Annotated in this window: 13 protein-coding genes and 1 pseudogene; 6 read left to right on the forward strand and 8 right to left on the reverse strand. The window is 66.9% G+C overall.

Annotation, left to right across the window (positions count from 1 at the left end; all coding sequences use genetic code 11):
- A pseudogene (locus ACTHJR_RS00020) lies at positions 1–933 on the forward strand (hypothetical protein); the annotation flags it as partial.
- A 391-nt stretch (positions 934–1324) separates the two neighbouring features.
- Here ACTHJR_RS00020 and ACTHJR_RS00025 read toward each other — a convergent pair.
- Together ACTHJR_RS00025 and ACTHJR_RS00030 are read right to left on the reverse strand one after the other, a co-directional pair.
- Positions 1325–2920 (reverse strand): isocitrate lyase, encoded by a 1596-nt coding sequence (locus tag ACTHJR_RS00025; protein ID WP_440520973.1) that lies wholly within the window; start codon positions 2918–2920, stop codon positions 1325–1327.
- Between the two features lie 233 nt (positions 2921–3153).
- Positions 3154–4545 (reverse strand): helix-turn-helix domain-containing protein, encoded by a 1392-nt coding sequence (locus ACTHJR_RS00030; RefSeq protein WP_440520974.1) that lies wholly within the window; start codon positions 4543–4545, stop codon positions 3154–3156.
- A gap of 311 nt (positions 4546–4856) precedes the next feature.
- Here ACTHJR_RS00030 and ACTHJR_RS00035 point away from each other — a divergent pair, with 311 nt between their 5' ends.
- Positions 4857–5426: a hypothetical protein gene (locus ACTHJR_RS00035; protein WP_440520975.1), complete on the forward strand. Its 570-nt coding sequence runs from the start codon at positions 4857–4859 to the stop codon at positions 5424–5426.
- Positions 5427–5430: 4 nt separating this feature from the next.
- Here the strand turns inward: ACTHJR_RS00035 and ACTHJR_RS00040 are convergent, their stop codons facing one another.
- The 3 genes from ACTHJR_RS00040 to ACTHJR_RS00050 all read right to left on the reverse strand — a co-directional run bounded on the left by ACTHJR_RS00040 (position 5431) and on the right by ACTHJR_RS00050 (position 8035).
- Positions 5431–6015: a DUF4893 domain-containing protein gene (locus tag ACTHJR_RS00040; RefSeq protein WP_440520976.1), complete on the reverse strand. Its 585-nt coding sequence runs from the start codon at positions 6013–6015 to the stop codon at positions 5431–5433.
- An 85-nt stretch (positions 6016–6100) separates the two neighbouring features.
- Positions 6101–6886, reverse strand: a complete 786-nt coding sequence (locus ACTHJR_RS00045) for a 3-hydroxybutyrate dehydrogenase (protein ID WP_440520977.1) — start codon at positions 6884–6886, stop codon at positions 6101–6103.
- Positions 6887–6901: 15 nt separating this feature from the next.
- A complete protein-coding gene (locus ACTHJR_RS00050; RefSeq protein WP_440520978.1) occupies positions 6902–8035 on the reverse strand; it encodes a patatin-like phospholipase family protein in 1134 nt (377 codons plus the stop codon).
- Positions 8036–8141: 106 nt separating this feature from the next.
- On the opposite strand from ACTHJR_RS00050, the gene ypfJ reads away from it, so the two are divergent.
- Complete coding sequence (ypfJ, locus tag ACTHJR_RS00055; RefSeq protein ID WP_440520979.1) at positions 8142–9062, forward strand: KPN_02809 family neutral zinc metallopeptidase; 921 nt, start codon at positions 8142–8144, stop codon at positions 9060–9062.
- 155 nt (positions 9063–9217) lie between these two features.
- Here ypfJ and ACTHJR_RS00060 read toward each other — a convergent pair whose 3' ends face one another.
- The 3 genes from ACTHJR_RS00060 to ACTHJR_RS00070 form a co-directional block, all read right to left on the reverse strand.
- Positions 9218–10927 carry an ATP-binding cassette domain-containing protein gene (locus ACTHJR_RS00060; RefSeq protein ID WP_440520980.1) on the reverse strand — a complete coding sequence of 570 codons (1710 nt, stop codon included), beginning with the start codon at positions 10925–10927 and terminating at the stop codon, positions 9218–9220.
- A gap of 52 nt (positions 10928–10979) precedes the next feature.
- On the reverse strand, positions 10980–11579 hold the full coding sequence (locus tag ACTHJR_RS00065) for an alpha/beta hydrolase (protein WP_440520981.1): 600 nt from the start codon (positions 11577–11579) through the stop codon (positions 10980–10982).
- Between the two features lie 144 nt (positions 11580–11723).
- On the reverse strand, positions 11724–14348 hold the full coding sequence (locus ACTHJR_RS00070; protein ID WP_440520982.1) for a DUF4118 domain-containing protein: 2625 nt from the start codon (positions 14346–14348) through the stop codon (positions 11724–11726).
- Between the two features lie 301 nt (positions 14349–14649).
- Here ACTHJR_RS00070 and kdpF point away from each other — a divergent pair, with 301 nt between their 5' ends.
- The 3 genes from kdpF to ACTHJR_RS00085 form a co-directional block, all read left to right on the forward strand.
- A complete protein-coding gene (gene kdpF, locus ACTHJR_RS00075; protein ID WP_440520984.1) occupies positions 14650–14739 on the forward strand; it encodes a K(+)-transporting ATPase subunit F in 90 nt (29 codons plus the stop codon).
- Positions 14740–14749: 10 nt separating this feature from the next.
- Positions 14750–16453, forward strand: a complete 1704-nt coding sequence (kdpA, locus tag ACTHJR_RS00080; protein ID WP_440520985.1) for a potassium-transporting ATPase subunit KdpA — start codon at positions 14750–14752, stop codon at positions 16451–16453.
- A 29-nt stretch (positions 16454–16482) separates the two neighbouring features.
- On the forward strand, positions 16483–17496 hold a 1014-nt coding region (locus ACTHJR_RS00085; RefSeq protein WP_440520986.1), incomplete at its 3' end, for an HAD-IC family P-type ATPase.

Genomic DNA, 17496 nt, shown 5'->3' on the forward strand with positions numbered 1-17496 from the left:
GTTCCGACGCTGCTCGATCTGATCGGGATCGGGGCACCGGCCAGCGTCGCCGGTGTCGCGCAAATGCCGTTGGAGGGCGTGAGCTTCGCGGCCTCGCTGACCGACGCAACGGCGCCCGAGCGCGACACGCCGCAATATTTCGAGATGTTCGGGCATCGCGGGATCATCCACTGCGGCTGGAAAGCCGTCGCGTTCCACCCGCCCGGCACGCCTTACGACGCCGACAAATGGGAATTGTTCGACCTCGATAGCGACTTCGCCGAGACACATGATCTGTCGGCCGAGCGCCCCGAGAAGCTCGCCGAGCTGATCGACTTATGGTGGCAGCAGGCGGAGGCGCACCAGGTCCTTCCGCTCGACGACCGGTTCGGCCCACGCTTCGCCGAGAACGCCACGCGCCGCCTCGGCGACCGCCGCGTCTTCACTTTCCACCAGGGCATGGGCCACATCCCCACCGACATCGCGCCCGATCTGCGCGCACGTTCCTATCGGATCGAGGCGCATGCGACGGTGAAACCGGGCGACGAAGGCGTGCTGATCGCGCATGGCGACGCGACCTGCGGCTACAGCCTGTACCTCAAGGGCGGGCGGTTGCATTTCGACGTCAATGTCGGAGAGAATCAGATCGTCTCGTCGGACGCGGCGGTCCCGGCCGGCGAGCATGTCTTCTCGGTCCATGTCGCGCACGGCGCACCCGTCCAGGCCGAATTGCGCTGCGACGGCGCGCCGATCGGCGGCGGCGCGATCCGCTTCGGCTTCGTCAATTTCATCAGCTGGTCGGGGCTCGACATCGGGCACGACCGGTCGAGTCCGGTGTCGGATTACACGGCGCCGTTCGCGTTTACCGGCGAGCTGGCCAAGGTCGTGGTGACGATCGAGGATGAGCAAGGCGACGCGGAAGGCGCGGCGCAGGCGTTGCTGGCGCGGGAATAACTGCACCCCATTATCGGCAAGCGTACGGCGCTACCCGCCTATACGCCTCCCCGGCGACGGCCGGGGGCAATCGCGACACACTCTCGACGGCTGGATGCTGTCTCGAATTCGCCGAAGCTGGGCCCCGGCCTTCGCCGGGGAAGCGTGATTGGAGGCATCGGCATCACGCCGCCTCCCCCACAAAACGAAACGGCCCGGAGGGGCTACATCCTCCGGGCCGCCCGTGGCTCGCCGCAAGCGGGGGCTGAGGCGGCGAACGGTCGCCGCTAGGTCAGGCGGCGAACTGGCCTTGGCCGGGACGCCGCGGCAAAGCCGCGCCGTCGGTCGAGGCTGGAAGCCCCGCCGGCCGGGCGTGATCGCGGGCGCGGGATAGCCGGGCTATCCCGCTCGATCACGCCGCGAACTGGTTCATCGTATTGTGGACGCCGCCCGCCTTGAGCGCGGCCTCGCCCGCGAAATATTCCTTATGGTCGTCGCCCAGGTCGCTGCCCGACATGTTCTGGTGCTTCACCGCGGCGATGCCCTGGCGGATTTCCTGGCGCTGGACGTTTTTGACGTAGCCCAGCATCCCCGCCCCGCCGAAATATTCCTTCGCCAGATTGTCGGTCGACAGCGCCGCGGTGTGATAGGTCGGCAAGGTGATCAGATGATGGAAAATGCCGGCCCGCTTCGCCGCATCCGCCTGGAAGGTACGAATCCGCTCGTCGGCCTCGACCGCCAGTTCGGTGCCGTCATAATCGGCGCTCATCAATTTGGCGCGATCGTACGCCGAGACATCGCGGCCCGCCTCGCTCCACGCGTCGAACACCTGCTGGCGGAAATTGAGCGTCCAGTTGAAGCTGGGCGAGTTGTTGTAGACCAATTTGGCATTGGGCACGACCTCGCGGATGCGATCGACCATCGAGGCGATCTGCTCGATATGCGGCTTCTCGGTCTCGATCCACAACAGGTCGGCGCCGTTCTGCAGCGAGGCGATGCAGTCCATCACGCAGCGGTCGGCGCCGGTGCCTTCGCGGAACTGGAACAGGTTCGACTTGAGCCGCTTCGGGCGGACGATCTTGCCATCGCGCTCGATCACGACGTCGCCGGCCTTGAGGTCGCCGAGCGCGATCTCCTCGCAATCGAGGAACGAATTATATTGGTCGCCGAGGTCGCCCGGCGCGTGGCTGATCGCGATCTGCTTGGTCAGCCCGGCACCCAGCGAGTCGGTGCGCGTGACGATGATCCCGTCCTCGACGCCGAGTTCGAGGAAGGCGTAGCGGCAGGCCCGGACCTTCGCCAGGAAGTCCTCGTGCGGCACGGTGACCTTGCCGTCCTGGTGCCCGCACTGCTTCTCGTCCGAGACCTGGTTCTCGATCTGCAGCGCGCAGGCGCCGGCCTCGATCATCTTCTTGGCCAGCAGATAGGTCGCCTCGGCATTGCCGAAGCCGGCGTCGATGTCGGCGATGATCGGCACGACGTGCGTCTGGTGGTTCTCGATCGCGTGGAGCAGGCGCTGCGCCTCGACCTCATTGCCGGCGTCACGCGCCTTGTCGAGGTCGCGGAACAGCATGCCCAGCTCGCGGGCATCGGCCTGACGGAGGAAGGTATAGAGTTCCTCGATCAGTGCGGGGACGCTGGTCTTCTCGTGCATCGACTGGTCGGGCAGCGGCCCGAACCCGCTGCGCAGCGCGGCGACCATCCAGCCCGAGAGGTAGAGGTAGCGGCGCTCGGTCGAGCCGAAATGCTTCTTGATGCTGATCATCTTCTGCTGACCGATGAAGCCGTGCCAGCAGCCGAGCGACTGGGTGTACTTGGCCGGATCGGCATCATAAGCCGCCATGTCACGGCGCATGATCGCGGCGGTGTAGCGGGCGATGTCGAGCCCGGTGCGGAACCGGTTCTGCAATTGCATCCGCGCCACCGCCTCGGCGCTGATCCCGTCCCAGGTGCCATTGTGGCTGGCAATCAGCTGGCCGGTCTGCGCGATGCTTTCTTGGTAGGTCACGGTACGTCCTCGCTTGTGTTGATGCGAGATATGTACGCTGATTTACAGAACACCGCCCTCCGTCACCGAGACAATTCACGGTCAATCAGTGCCAGATAGCGCTAAAAATGTTGTGTTGATGTAATTTACTTTACTAGAGCGAAACGTCGAAGCGGGAGCTTCTCCTCGCGCACGGCGAGGCTTTCATAGAGCGCGATCGCGGGGTCCAGCAGACGAATGTCGGCGCGCGTTCATCAATCGCCTCCGAAGGTGAATGGGCTCACCCCGCGCTCACGCTCGTTGACCAGCAACGCGCGAGCGATCGGCGCGGCGCTGCGCTGTGGGCATGCCGGACGCGCGCAGGCACGGCAACCGAGGCCGATCGGCGTCGCTTCTCCCTTGAGATCGATCCCGCGCGCCGCGGCCATCGTCCCCGCCAGTTCCGCCGAGACGCCAAGCCCCACCGAGAATTCAGCGGAGACCGCGCCGTAGCGGCGCCCCAGCGGGGTCACCGTGCGCGACAGCGTCAGCCAGCGCCCGCCATCCTCGAGCTCGACAAGCTGGACGGCGAGGTCGCCGGGCCGGTCGAAGCTCGAATGCACCTTCCACAGCGGGCACCGCCGATCGCTCTCGACGAGCGGCGAGCCGCTCGCGCCGGAGAAGCGCTTCGACACCTGCCCCGCGCGGTCGATCCGCACCATGAAGAACGGCAGGCCGCGCGCGCCGACGCGCTGCAACGTGGTCAGGCGGTGCGCCACCTGTTCGAATCCGGCCCCGAAGCGGCGCTGCAGCAATTCGAGGTCGTAGCCGGTCGCCTCGCACGCCCGCAGGAAACGGGCATAAGGCATCATCACCGCGGCGGCGAAATAGCTGGTGAGGTAGCGGCGATAGAGTCGCTCGCCCGCGCGATCGGCGAAGCCGGCGCCCTGGACCAGAGCCTCGATCATCGGCCGCGCCTCGATCTGGCCCAATTGATAAGCCGCAGCGAACGTCCGGCTCGCGGCATCGAGCGTCTCCGACAATTGCAATTGCCGGGCATGGAGGTCGGTGCGGCGCAGCAGGTCGGGCATGACGTCGACCGGCAGGATCCTGATCGTCAGCTGGTGCTTGATCCGCAATCGCTCGGCGATCGCGCCGTACAGGTCGCCCGCCCCCAGCCGGAGCTCGTCGGCCACCGCCTCGGCCGCCGCATCGAGATCGGCGTAATGGCCGCGCCACCGCTCGATCTCGCGCCGAAGCTCGGCGATGGCATCGGGCGCGCCGCTCGCCTCGCCTGTCGCCGTTCCCTGGCCCAACCGATCGAACAGACGCGCGAACGCCTCCGCGCCCCCCGGCGCGCCGGCCAGCCATTCCTCGACCTCGTTGCGGTCTATCTCGAGGTCGGCGAACATCGGGTCGGCCAAACGTCGACGGATCGCCGCCGCGCCCCCGCCCGGCTCGCCCGCCGCCAGCGTCCGCGGGTCGAAATCGAACGTCTCCGCAAGCTTGACCAGCAACGCCGCCGACACCGGCCGCTGGTTCTTCTCGACGAGATTGAGATAGCTCGGCGAGATCGCGAGCATCTCGGCCATCGCCGCCTGGGTCAGCCCTTCGCGCCGTCTGAGCCGCCTGACCGCGTGTCCCGCCAGCAATTTACGTTCCGCCATTCCCGCCCCATCATCGTCGCCAGATGCCCAGCGATCCCGTTGACAGACGGTCTTGTCAATAGTTTACATCGCTACCGGCTTTCGGCTGCAAACGACCGACACCCACACCTTCGCTGCATCGCAATATGTATCGCCTGCCCGATCGAAGTCCGCCACTTCCCGCTTCGACACAGGATGCTTCCGCCTGTTTTTGTAAGGTTTCCGACTTTCCTGGGGAGGAAAGGATGCCCGCCGAGGTTCGCCTCGGCGGGCATTTTCTTTGGCTGCGGAAAATCCTCCCCTCACCCCCAACCGCTTGTTAAAGCACCCGCATGCACGTCCGTCTCCGCACCGCGATCGCGCTTCTGTTCGTCGCGATCGCCTTCTCCGCCCAGCCCGCCGCCGCCAAGGTCCGCATCACCTTCTGGTCGCGCGAGGAAGGACAGATGTTCCCGCACGCTTTCTTCACGCTCGACGGCACGCCCGATCGCGGCGGCCGGCCGGTCGATATCTCCTACGGCTTCACCGCCAAGGTGATCTCGCCGGCGATCCTGTTCGGCGACGTGCCGGGCAAGATCGATCTCACGCCGCGCAGCTACATCATGGGCAGCTTCGCCCATTTCTCGGTCTGGCTGACCGACGCGCAATATGATTCGATCCTCCATCTGACCGACGAATGGGGAGAGAAGGGCAACCACACCTACAGCGCGAGCAAACGCAATTGCGTCCATTTCGTCGCCGAGGCGGCCCGGCGCGCGGGCCTGCGGGTCGTGATCCAGCCGAAGTTCGTCAAGAAGCCGCACGCGTTTCTGGAGTCGGTGCTGGCGATGAATCCGCAGGTTATCCGGGTCGAGGCCAATGCGAAGACTTTCTACGGTGCCGCACGCGCCGCGGCGCGCTGATCGACTACCGCATCGGCACCAGTTCGATCACGTCGAGCAGGGATTCGAAATGCGGATAGGGCAGCACCATCCGCCAGCGATGAGGCCCTATCCGCTCGACCAGCCCGGCCATGTCGCGGCTGGCGTCACGACCATAATCGATCGCGCCACGCTCATCGCCGAGCATCAGCGTGCCCAGGAAGATCTGGCGATACCCGCCATCGTCGAACACCAGTCCGACCGGCCGTTGCGAGCCGCCGATCTTGTAGAAACTGAGCGTTTGGCCCTCCGGGTCGATGCGACAGCGGAACGGCGGATACGCGACGAAATCGCGATTGCCGGGCCGCTGCCCGCCCAGCTTGAACACACGGCAGCGATAATCGCCCGCCGGCGGCTTGGCGCCGGCCAGCGCGCGATCGGGATCGAATAACGCCCCCTGCGCGGCAATTTCCCGACCGTGACCCGCCGCCCGCGCCTTGGCCAGCGCCTCGGTCCAGGCCTGGCGCCAGGTACGCAGCCGTCCGCGGTCGGCCGGAGTCGCGACCTTGTGCCAATCGGCCGGGACATCCTCCCTCGCCATCGCCGGCGCGGCCGCGACGCAAAGAACCAACAGGGCGCTCCCCAGCGCCCCGAAATGCGACCTTCTCATGAACTCGACAACCAACCATTCGGCGGTTGGTTGCGCAGGCGATACGTCAGGCCGCGGTCCAGCCGCCGTCGACGGTCATGTTGGCGCCGGTGATCGATTTCGCCTCGTCGCGGCACAGGAAGACGGCGAGCGCCGCGACCTGCTCCGGCGTGACGAATTCCTTGGTCGGCTGGGCGGCGAGCAGCACGTCGTTCATCACTTGCTCGCGGGTCAGGCCCCGCGCCTTCATCGTGTCGGGGATCTGGTTCTCGACCAGCGGCGTCCAGACATAGCCGGGCGAAATCGCGTTGACCGTGATGCCGTGCGTGGCGACCTCGAGCGCGGCGGTCTTGGTCAGGCCGGCGATGCCGTGTTTGGCCGCGACATAGGCCGATTTGTTGGGACTCGCGACCAGACTGTGCGCAGACGCGGTCGAGATGATCCGCCCCCATTTTGCCGCCTTCATGTATGGGATCGCGGCGTGCATCATGTGGAACGCGCTGGTCAGGTTGATGGCGATGATCGCGTTCCATTTGTCGGTCGGGAATTCGTCGATCGGCGCGACATGCTGGATGCCGGCATTGTTGACGATGATGTCGGGCCCGCCGAGTTCGTCATGGCAGCGCTTGACCATCGCCTCGATCGCCTCCGCCTTGGTCATATCGGCGGCGTCGTACAGCGCCTTGGCGCCGCTGGTCGCCTCCAATGCGGCGCGCTCCTGCTCGATCGCCGCGGCATCGCCGAAGCCGTTGATCATCACGCTCGCGCCCTCGGCCGCGAACGCCTTGGCATAAGCGAGCCCGATGCCCGAGGTGGACCCAGTGACGATCGCGCTCTTGCCCTTGAGGAACATGGACTTCTCCGTTGCTTAGCGGGGGGTGAGATCGAAGGCGGCGGTCTTGCCGTCGATGATGTTCTCGGCGACCAGTTCGGCATTGGCCATCGTCGCCTCGACGTCGCCGCGGCCGGCCTGCCAATGCTCGCGCATCGTCCGCGCCGAAAATTCGAAGTCGCGCGCCCCGCCTTCCCAGGCGTTGGCGCGATAGATCAAATGGACGAGGTTGACCGGATATTCGGCCGAGCGTTCGGCTAGCGCGGTGACATCGGGATCGTTGCCCATTTCCGGCGGCAATTTGGCGAGCACGCGCCGCGCGATCTCGCGATCCTTGCGCAGCCGCATCAACTGGGTCGATATCTCGCGCGAGCGGCTGGAGAAGCGTATTTCCTTCTCGCGCGCCATGACGTCCATGATCGTCCGCGGCGGCGCCGCGATCGACGGGAACAGATCTACCTGGAATACCAGCAGATCGTCGCCTTGATGGTCGAGCACATGGCTGAGCGGCGTGTTCGACACGAGCCCACCGTCCCACCATAGCCGCCCATCGATCTCGACCGGCGGCAGGCCCGGCGGCAGCGCGCCCGAGGCCATGATGTGCCGCGCGTCGATGCGGTCGAGACGGTTGTCGAAATAGCGGAAATTGCCATTCTCGACATCGACCGCGCCGACCGAGAGCCGCACCGGTCCATGGTTGAGCAAATCCCAGTCGACCAGCTCGTTGAGCGTGTCGCGCAACGGCGCGCTGTCATAGAAACTGAGTGCGGCGCTGGTCCCCGGCGCCGCCATCACCGGCGGCACCATGCGCGGCGTGAAAAAGCCCGGCACGCCCGCCAGCATGACGAATCCCGCCGACCATTCGTGCAGCGCCTCGCGCACCGTATCCTCGGGAAAGATCGGGAAGCTGGGCAGCGAACTCGTCACCTTGTCCCAGAACGCGGTCAGCCGCGCGACCCGCCGCTCGGGCGGGTTGCCCGCGACCAGCGCGGCGTTGATCGCGCCGATCGAGATGCCGGCGACCCAGTCGAGCTCGATGCCGTTCGCCTCCAGCCCCTCGATCACCCCGGCCTGATAGCTGCCGAGCGCGCCGCCGCCCTGCAGCACCAGCGCCACCTGATCGGGCAGCGGAAGCGCCTTGGCGCGGCGGCGGGGTCGGGCTTCGGCCATCGCGAGAGCGCATGGGCCAAGCGCGCGAGTCGATCAATCGCCCGATTGCAACCCAGGGCATTGGCGCGCATTTTGATACGCAACGAAAACGACGAAGGGGCAGCGGATGCGGCTCGACGATTACGATCCCAACATCAATGTCGAGGATCAGCGCGGCCAGGGTGGCGGCTTCGGGGGATTTGGCGGCGGTGGAGGCGGCGGCGGGCTGTTGTTCGCCTTCCTGCCCTTCATCTTCAACCGCTTCGGCTGCCTGGGCGTCGCGGTGGTGGTCGGTGTCTTCTTCCTTCTGAGCGGCGGGCTGCACTTCGCCGATACCGGCGGCTCCGGCGGCAGCTATGCGCCGACCACCGCCAGCCGCTCCGCAGGCGGCAGCGATGTCAGATCGAGCTGCAACCTCGACGCGAGCTCGAAGGTCGCGTGCAACGCCTTCAGTTCGGCGGACAAGACCTGGGCGGCGATCTTCCAGCAACAGGGCCAGCGCTTCGTCGCGCCCAAGCTGGTGTTCTATTCGGGCAACGGCCAATCGGGTTGCGGCGCCGCCCAATCGGCGATGGGCCCGTTCTATTGCCCGACCGACCAAGGCATCTATCTCGACACCAGCTTCTTCCAGGAGTTGTCGCAGCGCTTCGGCGCGCCGGGCGACTTCGCCCAGGATTACGTCATCGCGCACGAATTCGGCCATCACATCCAGAATCTGATGGGCATTTCCGACCGCGTGTCGCGCGCGCAGCGCCAGTCGAACGAGGCGGACGGCAACCATCTGTCGGTCATGCTCGAGCTCCAGGCCGATTGTTTCGCCGGTGTCTGGGCGGCGCAGAACCGCGACCGCATGGATCCCGACGACCTGCAGGAAGGCATGACCGCGGCCAAGGCGATCGGCGACGATACGCTGCAGAAGGAAACGCAGGGCCGCGTGATGCCCGACACCTTCACCCATGGCACCTCGCAGCAGCGCATGACCTGGCTGAAACGCGGGATCGACACCGGCGATTATCGCCAGTGCGATACGTTCGCGGGAGCGATTTGAGGGCGGTCGGCGAATAAACTCCCAACCGTCACCCCGGCCTTGTGCCGGAGTCTGCCGGGCCGCACCGGAGAGGCTGGAACCTCTTGTCCATCCCTAATCTGCGCGGTGGGTGCCGGGACAAACCCGGCATGACGGTTGTGAGGTTTTGCCGCCCCTCAGGCGCTGTTGCCCACCACCCGCGCCACGCCGTCATCGACCCGCACCAGCGTGTCGCACAGCCGCAAGCTCGAATCGCGATGCGCCACGATCAGGATGGTGGGGCGCGGGTCGAGCGCCGCCAGCCGCGTCAGCAGGTCGCCTTCGCTCGCCTGGTCGATCGCGTTGGTCGCCTCGTCGAGCACCAACAGCCGCGGCTTGCGCAACAGCGCACGGGCGATCGCCAGGCGCTGGCGCTCGCCGCCCGACAACAAGGCCCCGCGCTCACCGACCACGCTGTCGAGCCCGTTCGGCATTCGCGCGACGATCGCCGTGGCGCCGACCGCGTCGATCGCCGCATGCATCGCCTCCTCGCCGATCGTCTCGTCACCCCAGTCGAGGTTGCGCCGCACACTATCGTGGAATAGGAAGCCGTCCTGCGGGACATAGGCGATCGCCCCACCCCAGCCGCCACCGAGCGGCCGGCCGCCGACGGTGATCGTCCCCGATTGCGGCTCGAGCAGGCCGGTGATGATGTCAACCAGGGTCGTCTTGCCGCCGCCGCTGGCGCCGGTCAGCCCGGTGACCGCTCCTTCCGCGATGGTCAGCGTGGCGTCGCCGACCCCGCCGCCGCCGGGATGGCGATAGGTTACATGCGAGAGCTGGATCGAGCCGGGTGGCGGGCGATCTTCCTCGCGCGCTTCGAACGCGCCGAAATGACGCTCGGCGGCGCGCACCGCTTCGAACGCCGGGACGCCATAAGCGACCTGTTGCACCGCCTGCTGGATCGCCTGGGCCGGGCCGACCATCCGCCCGAACACCAGCACGACGATGATCAGCCGTTCGGGCGCGATGCCCATCGCGTTGATCCCGGCCAGCACCACTGCGGCCAGCGCCACAGCGGACCCCAGCGAAAACCACAGTCGCGCGCGCGCCTGGTCGCGCTGGAACCACAATTGCCGCCTCCGCGACACCGATTGCGACGCGGCGAATTCCTCGACGAAACGGGCCCGCATCTGTTGTGCGGCGGCGATCTTGAGCCCGCCGAGGAAACTGCTGGCGTTGCTCATCATGTTCTGTCCGGCGCGCATCGCCTGTTCGCCGGTCTGGTGGTTGCGTGTCTGGTTGAGCACGATCAATGCCCCGCCGAGCAGCATCGCCCCCGCCGCGATCAGCGCGAGCATCGGCGCGAGCGTCGCCACCACGGCGAGCGCCACGAGCGACGAGATGATCGCCACCGTCATCTGGATCAATTGCTGGGCGGTGACCCCGATCCGCATCACGTCGATCCCGATCAAGGTCGTCATCCGCGAGTGGTCGAGCGCCGCGATCTCCTTCCACGGCGCCACCGCCAAGGCGCGCAATACGCGCAACCGCTCGGCATCGATGAACCGCGCCTGGAGCGATTGCATCGACAGGTCGCGCGCATAGAGCACCAGCCCGCGCACGACCATCATGACCATGAAGCCGCCCATCATCCAGCCGACCAGATGCGCCTTGTCGCCGACGCCCCAATGCGCGGCCAGCCGATAGATCCAGGCGGGCCCGCGACCGGTCAGGACGCCGAGGATGGGAACGAGCAATAGCAGTCCCGCGCCTTCGACGGCGGCCCCTGCCAGCGCCAGGAGCAGCGCTCCCGCCGTGCGCCGCGGGCTCATCGTGGCGAGCGCGCGCGTCGTCGCCAGCATCACGCGCAGCGTTTGAACGCCGTTCCTCTCGCCCCCGGTCACCGGCCCTTGTTAGGGTCGAAGCGCGGCGCTGTCACCGCACGATCGGCGGCTTTCAGTCGGCCAGGGCGAGACGCTGCTCGAGGTCGACGCCAGCCGGCGCTGCGTGCGCGAACACGTCATTGCCCAGGCTCGTCAGCAGGTCGACCAGCCGTTCCTCGGCGTGGCTGCCGGCCGATCGCCGATTGCTCGGACCACCGGTCGCCAGACTGCTCGTATCGACGAAGCGGCTGCCCCAGCCATCCGCCAGCGCGAGCACCTGCTCGACCGCCGGCGACGGATCGCAAGCGACGATCGAAGGGAACGGCAGCTTGGTACCGGGGCTCGTCCTGACGTTGCGCGCCATGGCCGACTGGCCGAAACCATAGCTCAATGGCGACAACAAGATCGCGCCGCGGATATTGGTCAGATAGCTGCGCGGCGACAATTGCGCCCACCAGGCGACGGCCAGGCAGGCCACGCCTTGCGCCAGGATCACCGCCGGCTCGGCGCGCTTGGCCATCACGGCGTCGAGCTGCAACGCCCAGCGTCCGCTGTGAAAACGCGTCAGGTCCAGCTCGACCCGCTTCAAGGGGGCGGCGATCGGGGAATCGCCCTTGACCGAGACGATGATCGGAATGGGCTTGTCGAACGACGTGTCGAAGTCGCGATCCATGACGGCACTCTCCCAAACGGGCGCGGTCGCCAGTGTCCTCTCCTGGGCCCGCCGACTCGGCGTCGCCCACCAGCGGAAAGTTATTCCGATCGATCCGCTATGCAATCGCTCATGCGATGAATCGAGATTGGGCAGAGCCGGATTTTAGATCGTGAAGCGAAGAGTGAACTCTGCGCCACCTTCGGGATGGTTGCGCGCCGAGATGGCGACTTGCATCGCTTCGGCGAATCCCCTGGCGATGGCGAGTCCCAGGCCGCTGCCGCCGACGCGATCGCTGCCGCGCCCCTGGACGAAGGTATCGAACACCCGTTTTTCCGATCCCGGCTCCAGTCCGGGACCATGATCGCGCACGGTCAATTCCACCGCATCTGGCGCGCGCCGGCCAAGGATCGCGATCCGCCCGGCACCGCCATGGATCGCGGCGTTGGCGAGTAGGTTGATGAGGACATGATGGAGCAATGTGGCGTCCGCCGGCACCAGCGGCAGGTCGACCGGAACTTGCAGATCGATATGCGTCGCGCGCAGCAAATCCTTGAGATCATGGACTGCGCTCGCCACCGCGTCGGTCAGGTCGACCGGCTCGATCGATATCGCCAGCGCGCCGGTATCGATCCGCACCATGTCGAGCAGATTGTCGAGGAAGCGCCTGAGCCGCGCGATATCGGCACGCGCCACCGGTACCGCGGTCGCATCGGGATGTTGCCGCGCCAACGCATCCACCGAGGCGGCGACCGAGGTCAATGGCGTACGGAGATCGTGCCCGATCGAGGATAGCAGGGCGGCGCGCAGCCGGTCGCGCTCGCGCAGCACCGAGACGTCGCGCAATTGGTCTTCGAGCTTCAATCGTTCCTGCGCCAGCGCCGCCTGACCGAGCAGCGTGGTCAGCAGAACCGCGCGCCCGGCGCCGACCGGGTCGCCGCCATCCTCGGCCAGCAACCCGACCACCCCTAGTACGCCGAGCGAGGTCTTGAGCGGCTGGAACTGCCAATCGGCGGAAACGAGTGTGGCGGTACCGACACCGGTCGCCTCGCCCTTGCTCCACGCCCGATCGGCGGCCGCACGATCGACCGCCCCCAGCCCGGGCGCGGGGCCTGGCGCGGAAGCGACGCACTCGAGTTCACCGTCGCGCTGGTCAAGCAGGATCACGGTCACGCCGAGCAGGTGCGCCGCTTCACCGCAGATCGTCTGGCTGGTGCTCTGCCAATCGGATGCGCGTGCGAGCGCCTGGCCGAACCCCGCCACCGCCGCATTTTCCTGCGCACTCCGCGCACCGATCGTCGCTCGAATCTTGAGCCGACCTGTCAGATTGGCGGTGAAGGTCGCGATGCCGATCAGCACGAACATCGTCAGCACGCTTTGCGGGTCGGCGACGGTGAACGTGTAAAGCGGTGGCAGGAAGAAGAAATTATACGCGAGGCCCGACATCACGCCGGTCGCAACTCCCGGCCACAATCCCAACCGCGCCGAGGCAAGGATGACCGGGAGCAGATAGATGAGGTCGATCCCCCCGCCCCCGATCCACGGCTGTACGAGCTTGGCGATGACGGTAGTAAGTGCGACCAGCCCCATCGCCGCGAAAGCGTTGACGGCAAGGCTCCAGTCGTCGCGCGCGATATTCGTCCTGATGCGGGGCGGCGCCTCCCCCGCTGGGATGACATGGACCGCCAGCCCTTCGCCCGCGGCGAGCATCGACTCGACCACCGACCCGTGGCGCAGCGCGAACCACCAGCTGCGGCTCGACTTGCCGATGACGAGCTGGGTGATCCGCGCCTCGGCGATCTGTTCGCGCAGGCCGGCGGCGACATTTTCGGCGGGGATGGTCGCAATCGTCGCGCCGAGACCCGCGGCGAGCCCCAGCGTATCCGCGACCTGCCGGCGTTGCTCCTCGCCGAACCCCGCGGCGCGCGGCGTTTCGATGAACACCGCTTGCCACGGCGCCTTCAAGGCGTCGGCCAACCGCTTGGCGGAGCGCACCAATGTCTCGGCACCGGGCAGTTCGCTCACCGCAACCAGCACGCGTTCGCCGCCGGCGTAGGTGCCGGTGACCGCGTGAATGTCGAGATGCTCGGTCAGCGCCTGGTCGACACTGAGCGCGGCCCGCCGCAACGCCATCTCGCGCAGCGCCGACAGATTGGCCTTGGAGAAGAAGCGATCGAGCGCGCGCGTCGCTTCGGCGGGAATATAGACCTTGCCCGCCTTGAGCCGGTCGATCAGCTCGTCAGGCGGCAGGTCGACCATTTCGACTTCGGCGCCGTCGAACACGCTGTCGGGCACCGTCTCGCGCACGCGGACGCGCGTGAAGCTCGCGACGACGTCGTTGAGGCTCTCGACATGCTGGACGTTGAGCGTGGTGTAGACGTCGATCCCGGCATCGAGCAGTTCCATGACATCCTGCCATCTTTTGGGATGGCGGCTGCCGGGCGCGTTGGTGTGCGCGAATTCGTCGACCAGCGCGAGCTGCGGCCGCCGCGCGAGGACGGCGTCGAGATCCATCTCGTCGAGCTTGTGGCGCTGATAGTCGAGCGAGCGCCGCGCGATCACCTCGAGCGGCGCGACCAGCGCCTCGGTCTCGGCACGGCCATGCGTCTCGACCATTGCGACGACCACGTCGGTACCATCGCGCTGCCGCTCGGCACCTTCCTGGAGCATCTCGAACGTCTTGCCGACGCCCGGCGCCGCGCCGAGGAAGATCTTGAGCCGTCCGCGCTCCTCCGCCTTCGCGGCGCGAAGCAGCGCGTCGGGAGACGGGCGGTTGGTGTCGTCGGCCATGCCATTCCTGCGACCGTCACACCGGCCTTGTGCCGGGGTCCACCGCGCCGCTTTTCCTTCGGTTGGGGATGTGCTGCACGGTGGATGCCGGGACAAGCCCGGCATGACGGATTAGGGCCAAAACTAACGGCTTCTTAATGCCGCGCGCATCGTTTCGCCCGCGAACCTTAATGCCCCGGCCTCCTATTTGGCGGATTGTTCCATCGGAGGCCCAGCATGTCCGACATCCTCTGGCTCGCCGTGCTCGGCGGGCTGTTCCTGGCGACGCTCGCTTATGTGCGTCTGTGCGACGAGGCATGAGATGACCTTCCATCTCGCCGTCGCCGGGCTGACCGCGGCCGCCCTCCTGATCTATCTCGTCGCCGTCCTCGTACGGCCCGAACGGTTCTGAGGATACCATCATGACCTCGCAGGGATGGGCGCTGATCGCGCTCTTCATCGCGCTCCTGGGAGCGCTGGCCAAGCCGATCGGGCTGTGGTTGTTCGCGCTCTACGAAGGGCGCCGCACGCCGCTCCACGCGGTGCTCGGGCCGGTCGAGCGCGGTTTCTACAAAGTGTCGGGAATCGATCCCCAGGCCGACCAGGGCTGGCGGCGCTACGCCGTGCACATGCTGGTGTTCCAGCTGGTCACCGCGCTCCTCACCTATGCCCTGCTGCGCGCGCAGGGCTGGCTGCCGCTCAACCAGCGCGGGCTGCCCGGGCTCGGCGCCGACGGGGCGATGAACACCGCGATCAGCTTCGTCACCAACACCAATTGGCAATGGTATGTCGGCGAGGGCTCGATCTCGAACCTCAGCCAGATGCTGGCGCTGACCATCCACAATTTCCTGAGCGCGGCGACCGGTATCGCCGTCGCCTTCGCTTTATTCCGCGGCTTCGCGCGGCGGCAAGCCAGCGGAGTTGGCAATTTCTGGGCCGACCTGACGCGGGTCACGCTCTACGTCCTGCTGCCGATCTGCGTCGTCTACGCCCTCTATCTCGTGCTGAGCGGCGTGCCGCAGACGCTGGCCATGTCGGTCGATGCGAAGACGCTCGAAGGTGCAAAACAGACCATCTCGCTCGGTCCGGTCGCCAGCCAGGAAGCGATCAAGATGCTCGGCACCAATGGCGGCGGCTTCTTCAACGCCAATTCGGCGCATCCGTTCGAGAACCCTTCCGCGCTGACCAATCTGGTCGAGATGATGTCGATCTTCGCGATCGGCGGCGGCCTCACCTACACGTTCGGCAAGGCAGTCGGCGACACGCGCCAGGGCTGGGCGATCCTGGGCGCGATGACCATCCTGTTCGTGGCCGGCGTCACCGTCGCCTATTGGCAGGAGGCCGCCGGCAATCCGGTGCTCCACCATATGGGCCTCGCCGGTCCCAACATGGAAGGCAAGGAAGTCCGCTTCGGCACCGCCGCCTCGGCGCTGTTCGCCGCGGTCACCACTGCCGCCTCGTGCGGCGCGGTCAACGCGATGCACGACAGCATGACGGCGCTGGGCGGCCTGGTCCCGCTGTTCAACATGCAACTCGGGGAGGTCGTCATCGGCGGCGTCGGCGCGGGCATGTACGGCTTCCTGCTGTTCGCCATCCTGGCGGTGTTCGTCGCCGGGCTGATGGTCGGCCGCACGCCGGAATATGTCGGCAAGAAGATCGAGGCGCGCGAGGTCAAGCTCGCGGTGCTGGCGATCGCGGTGCTGCCGCTCTCCATCCTCGGCTTTACCGCTTTGTCCGCTGTCATGTCCGACGGACTCGCCGGCCCCCTCAACAAGGGCCCGCACGGGTTCAGCGAGATCCTCTACGCGTTCAGCTCGGCGACCGCGAACAACGGCTCCGCTTTCGCCGGGCTCTCGGCGGGGACGCCCTGGTACAATGGGCTGCTCGGCGTCGCGATGTGGGTCGGACGCTTCTTCATGATCGTCCCCGTGCTCGCCATCGCCGGCAGCCTCGCCGCCAAGAAGCACATTCCCGCCAGCGCCGGGTCGTTCCCGACCACCGGCGGACTGTGGGTCGGGCTACTGGTCGGGATCATCCTGATCCTGGGCGGTCTCACCTTTCTCCCCAGCCTCGCGCTCGGTCCGATCGCCGATCATCTCGCGATGATCCACGGCCAGCTTTTCTGAGGACAATCACGATGACAATCGCATCCTCCATGTTCTCGACCAGGTTGGTCGTCCCGGCGATCGGGGATTCGTTCAGGAAGCTCGACCCGCGCGCGCTGATCCGCAACCCGGTGCTGTTCACCACCGCGGTGGTGGCGCTGCTGCTGACCGTGCTGCTGGCGCTGGGTGGCGAGAAGCTGCCGATCGGGTTCCAGCTCCAGTTGATCGTCTGGCTGTGGCTGACCGTCTTGTTCGGCACCTTCGCCGAAGCCTTGGCCGAGGGCCGCGGCCGCGCCCAGGCGGCGAGCCTGCGCGCCACCAAGTCCGAGCTCCAGGCCAAGCGCCTAACCGGGGTCGGCGACACCTGGGGCATGGTCGAGGCCTGGCGGCTCCAGAAGGACGAACTGGTGCTGGTCGAGACCGGCGACCTGATTCCCGCCGACGGCGAAGTGGTCGAGGGCGTCGCCAGCGTCAACGAAGCCGCGATCACCGGCGAATCCGCGCCGGTCATCCGCGAAGCGGGCGGCGACCGCTCGGCGGTGACCGCGGGCACCCGCGTCATCTCGGACCGGATCAGGGTCCGCGTGACGCAGGAGCCGGGCCAGGGATTCCTCGACCGCATGATCGCCCTGGTCGAAGGCGCCGAGCGACAGAAGACGCCGAACGAGATCGCACTGACCATCCTGCTCGTCGGGCTGACGATCATCTTCCTGATCGCGGTCGGCACGATCCCGGGCTTCGCCAGCTATGCCGGCGGCAGCGTACCGGTGGCCATTCTCGCCGCCTTGCTGATCACGCTCATCCCGACCACCATCGCCGCCTTGCTATCTGCGATCGGTATAGCCGGCATGGACCGGCTGATCCGCTTCAACGTGCTCGCCAAATCGGGCCGCGCGGTCGAGGCGGCTGGCGACGTCGATACGCTGCTGCTCGACAAGACCGGCACGATCACGATCGGCGACCGCCAGGCGAGCGAGTTCCGCCCGCTGACCGGGGTCGAGACGAAGACCCTGGCCGAGGCGGCGATGGTCGCCAGCCTGGCCGACGAGACTCCCGAGGGCCGC

It is taken from the genome of Sphingomonas sp. (assembly GCF_051962185.1).
Taxonomy (GTDB): Bacteria; Pseudomonadota; Alphaproteobacteria; order Sphingomonadales; family Sphingomonadaceae; genus Sphingomonas.

What these genes read in the sequence shown, in the direction of transcription:
- ACTHJR_RS00030 (WP_440520974.1), bottom strand. Translation starts at nt 4,545, where the DNA reads ATGGCGGAACGTAAATTGCTGGCGGGACACGCGGTCAGGCGGCTCAGA.
- ACTHJR_RS00035 (WP_440520975.1), top strand. Translation starts at nt 4,857, where the DNA reads ATGCACGTCCGTCTCCGCACCGCGATCGCGCTTCTGTTCGTCGCGATC.
- ACTHJR_RS00045 (WP_440520977.1), bottom strand. Translation starts at nt 6,886, where the DNA reads ATGTTCCTCAAGGGCAAGAGCGCGATCGTCACTGGGTCCACCTCGGGC.
- ACTHJR_RS00050 (WP_440520978.1), bottom strand. Translation starts at nt 8,035, where the DNA reads ATGGCCGAAGCCCGACCCCGCCGCCGCGCCAAGGCGCTTCCGCTGCCC.
- ypfJ (WP_440520979.1), top strand. Translation starts at nt 8,142, where the DNA reads ATGCGGCTCGACGATTACGATCCCAACATCAATGTCGAGGATCAGCGC.
- ACTHJR_RS00065 (WP_440520981.1), bottom strand. Translation starts at nt 11,579, where the DNA reads ATGGATCGCGACTTCGACACGTCGTTCGACAAGCCCATTCCGATCATC.
- ACTHJR_RS00070 (WP_440520982.1), bottom strand. Translation starts at nt 14,348, where the DNA reads ATGGCCGACGACACCAACCGCCCGTCTCCCGACGCGCTGCTTCGCGCC.
- kdpF (WP_440520984.1), top strand. Translation starts at nt 14,650, where the DNA reads ATGACCTTCCATCTCGCCGTCGCCGGGCTGACCGCGGCCGCCCTCCTG.
- kdpA (WP_440520985.1), top strand. Translation starts at nt 14,750, where the DNA reads ATGACCTCGCAGGGATGGGCGCTGATCGCGCTCTTCATCGCGCTCCTG.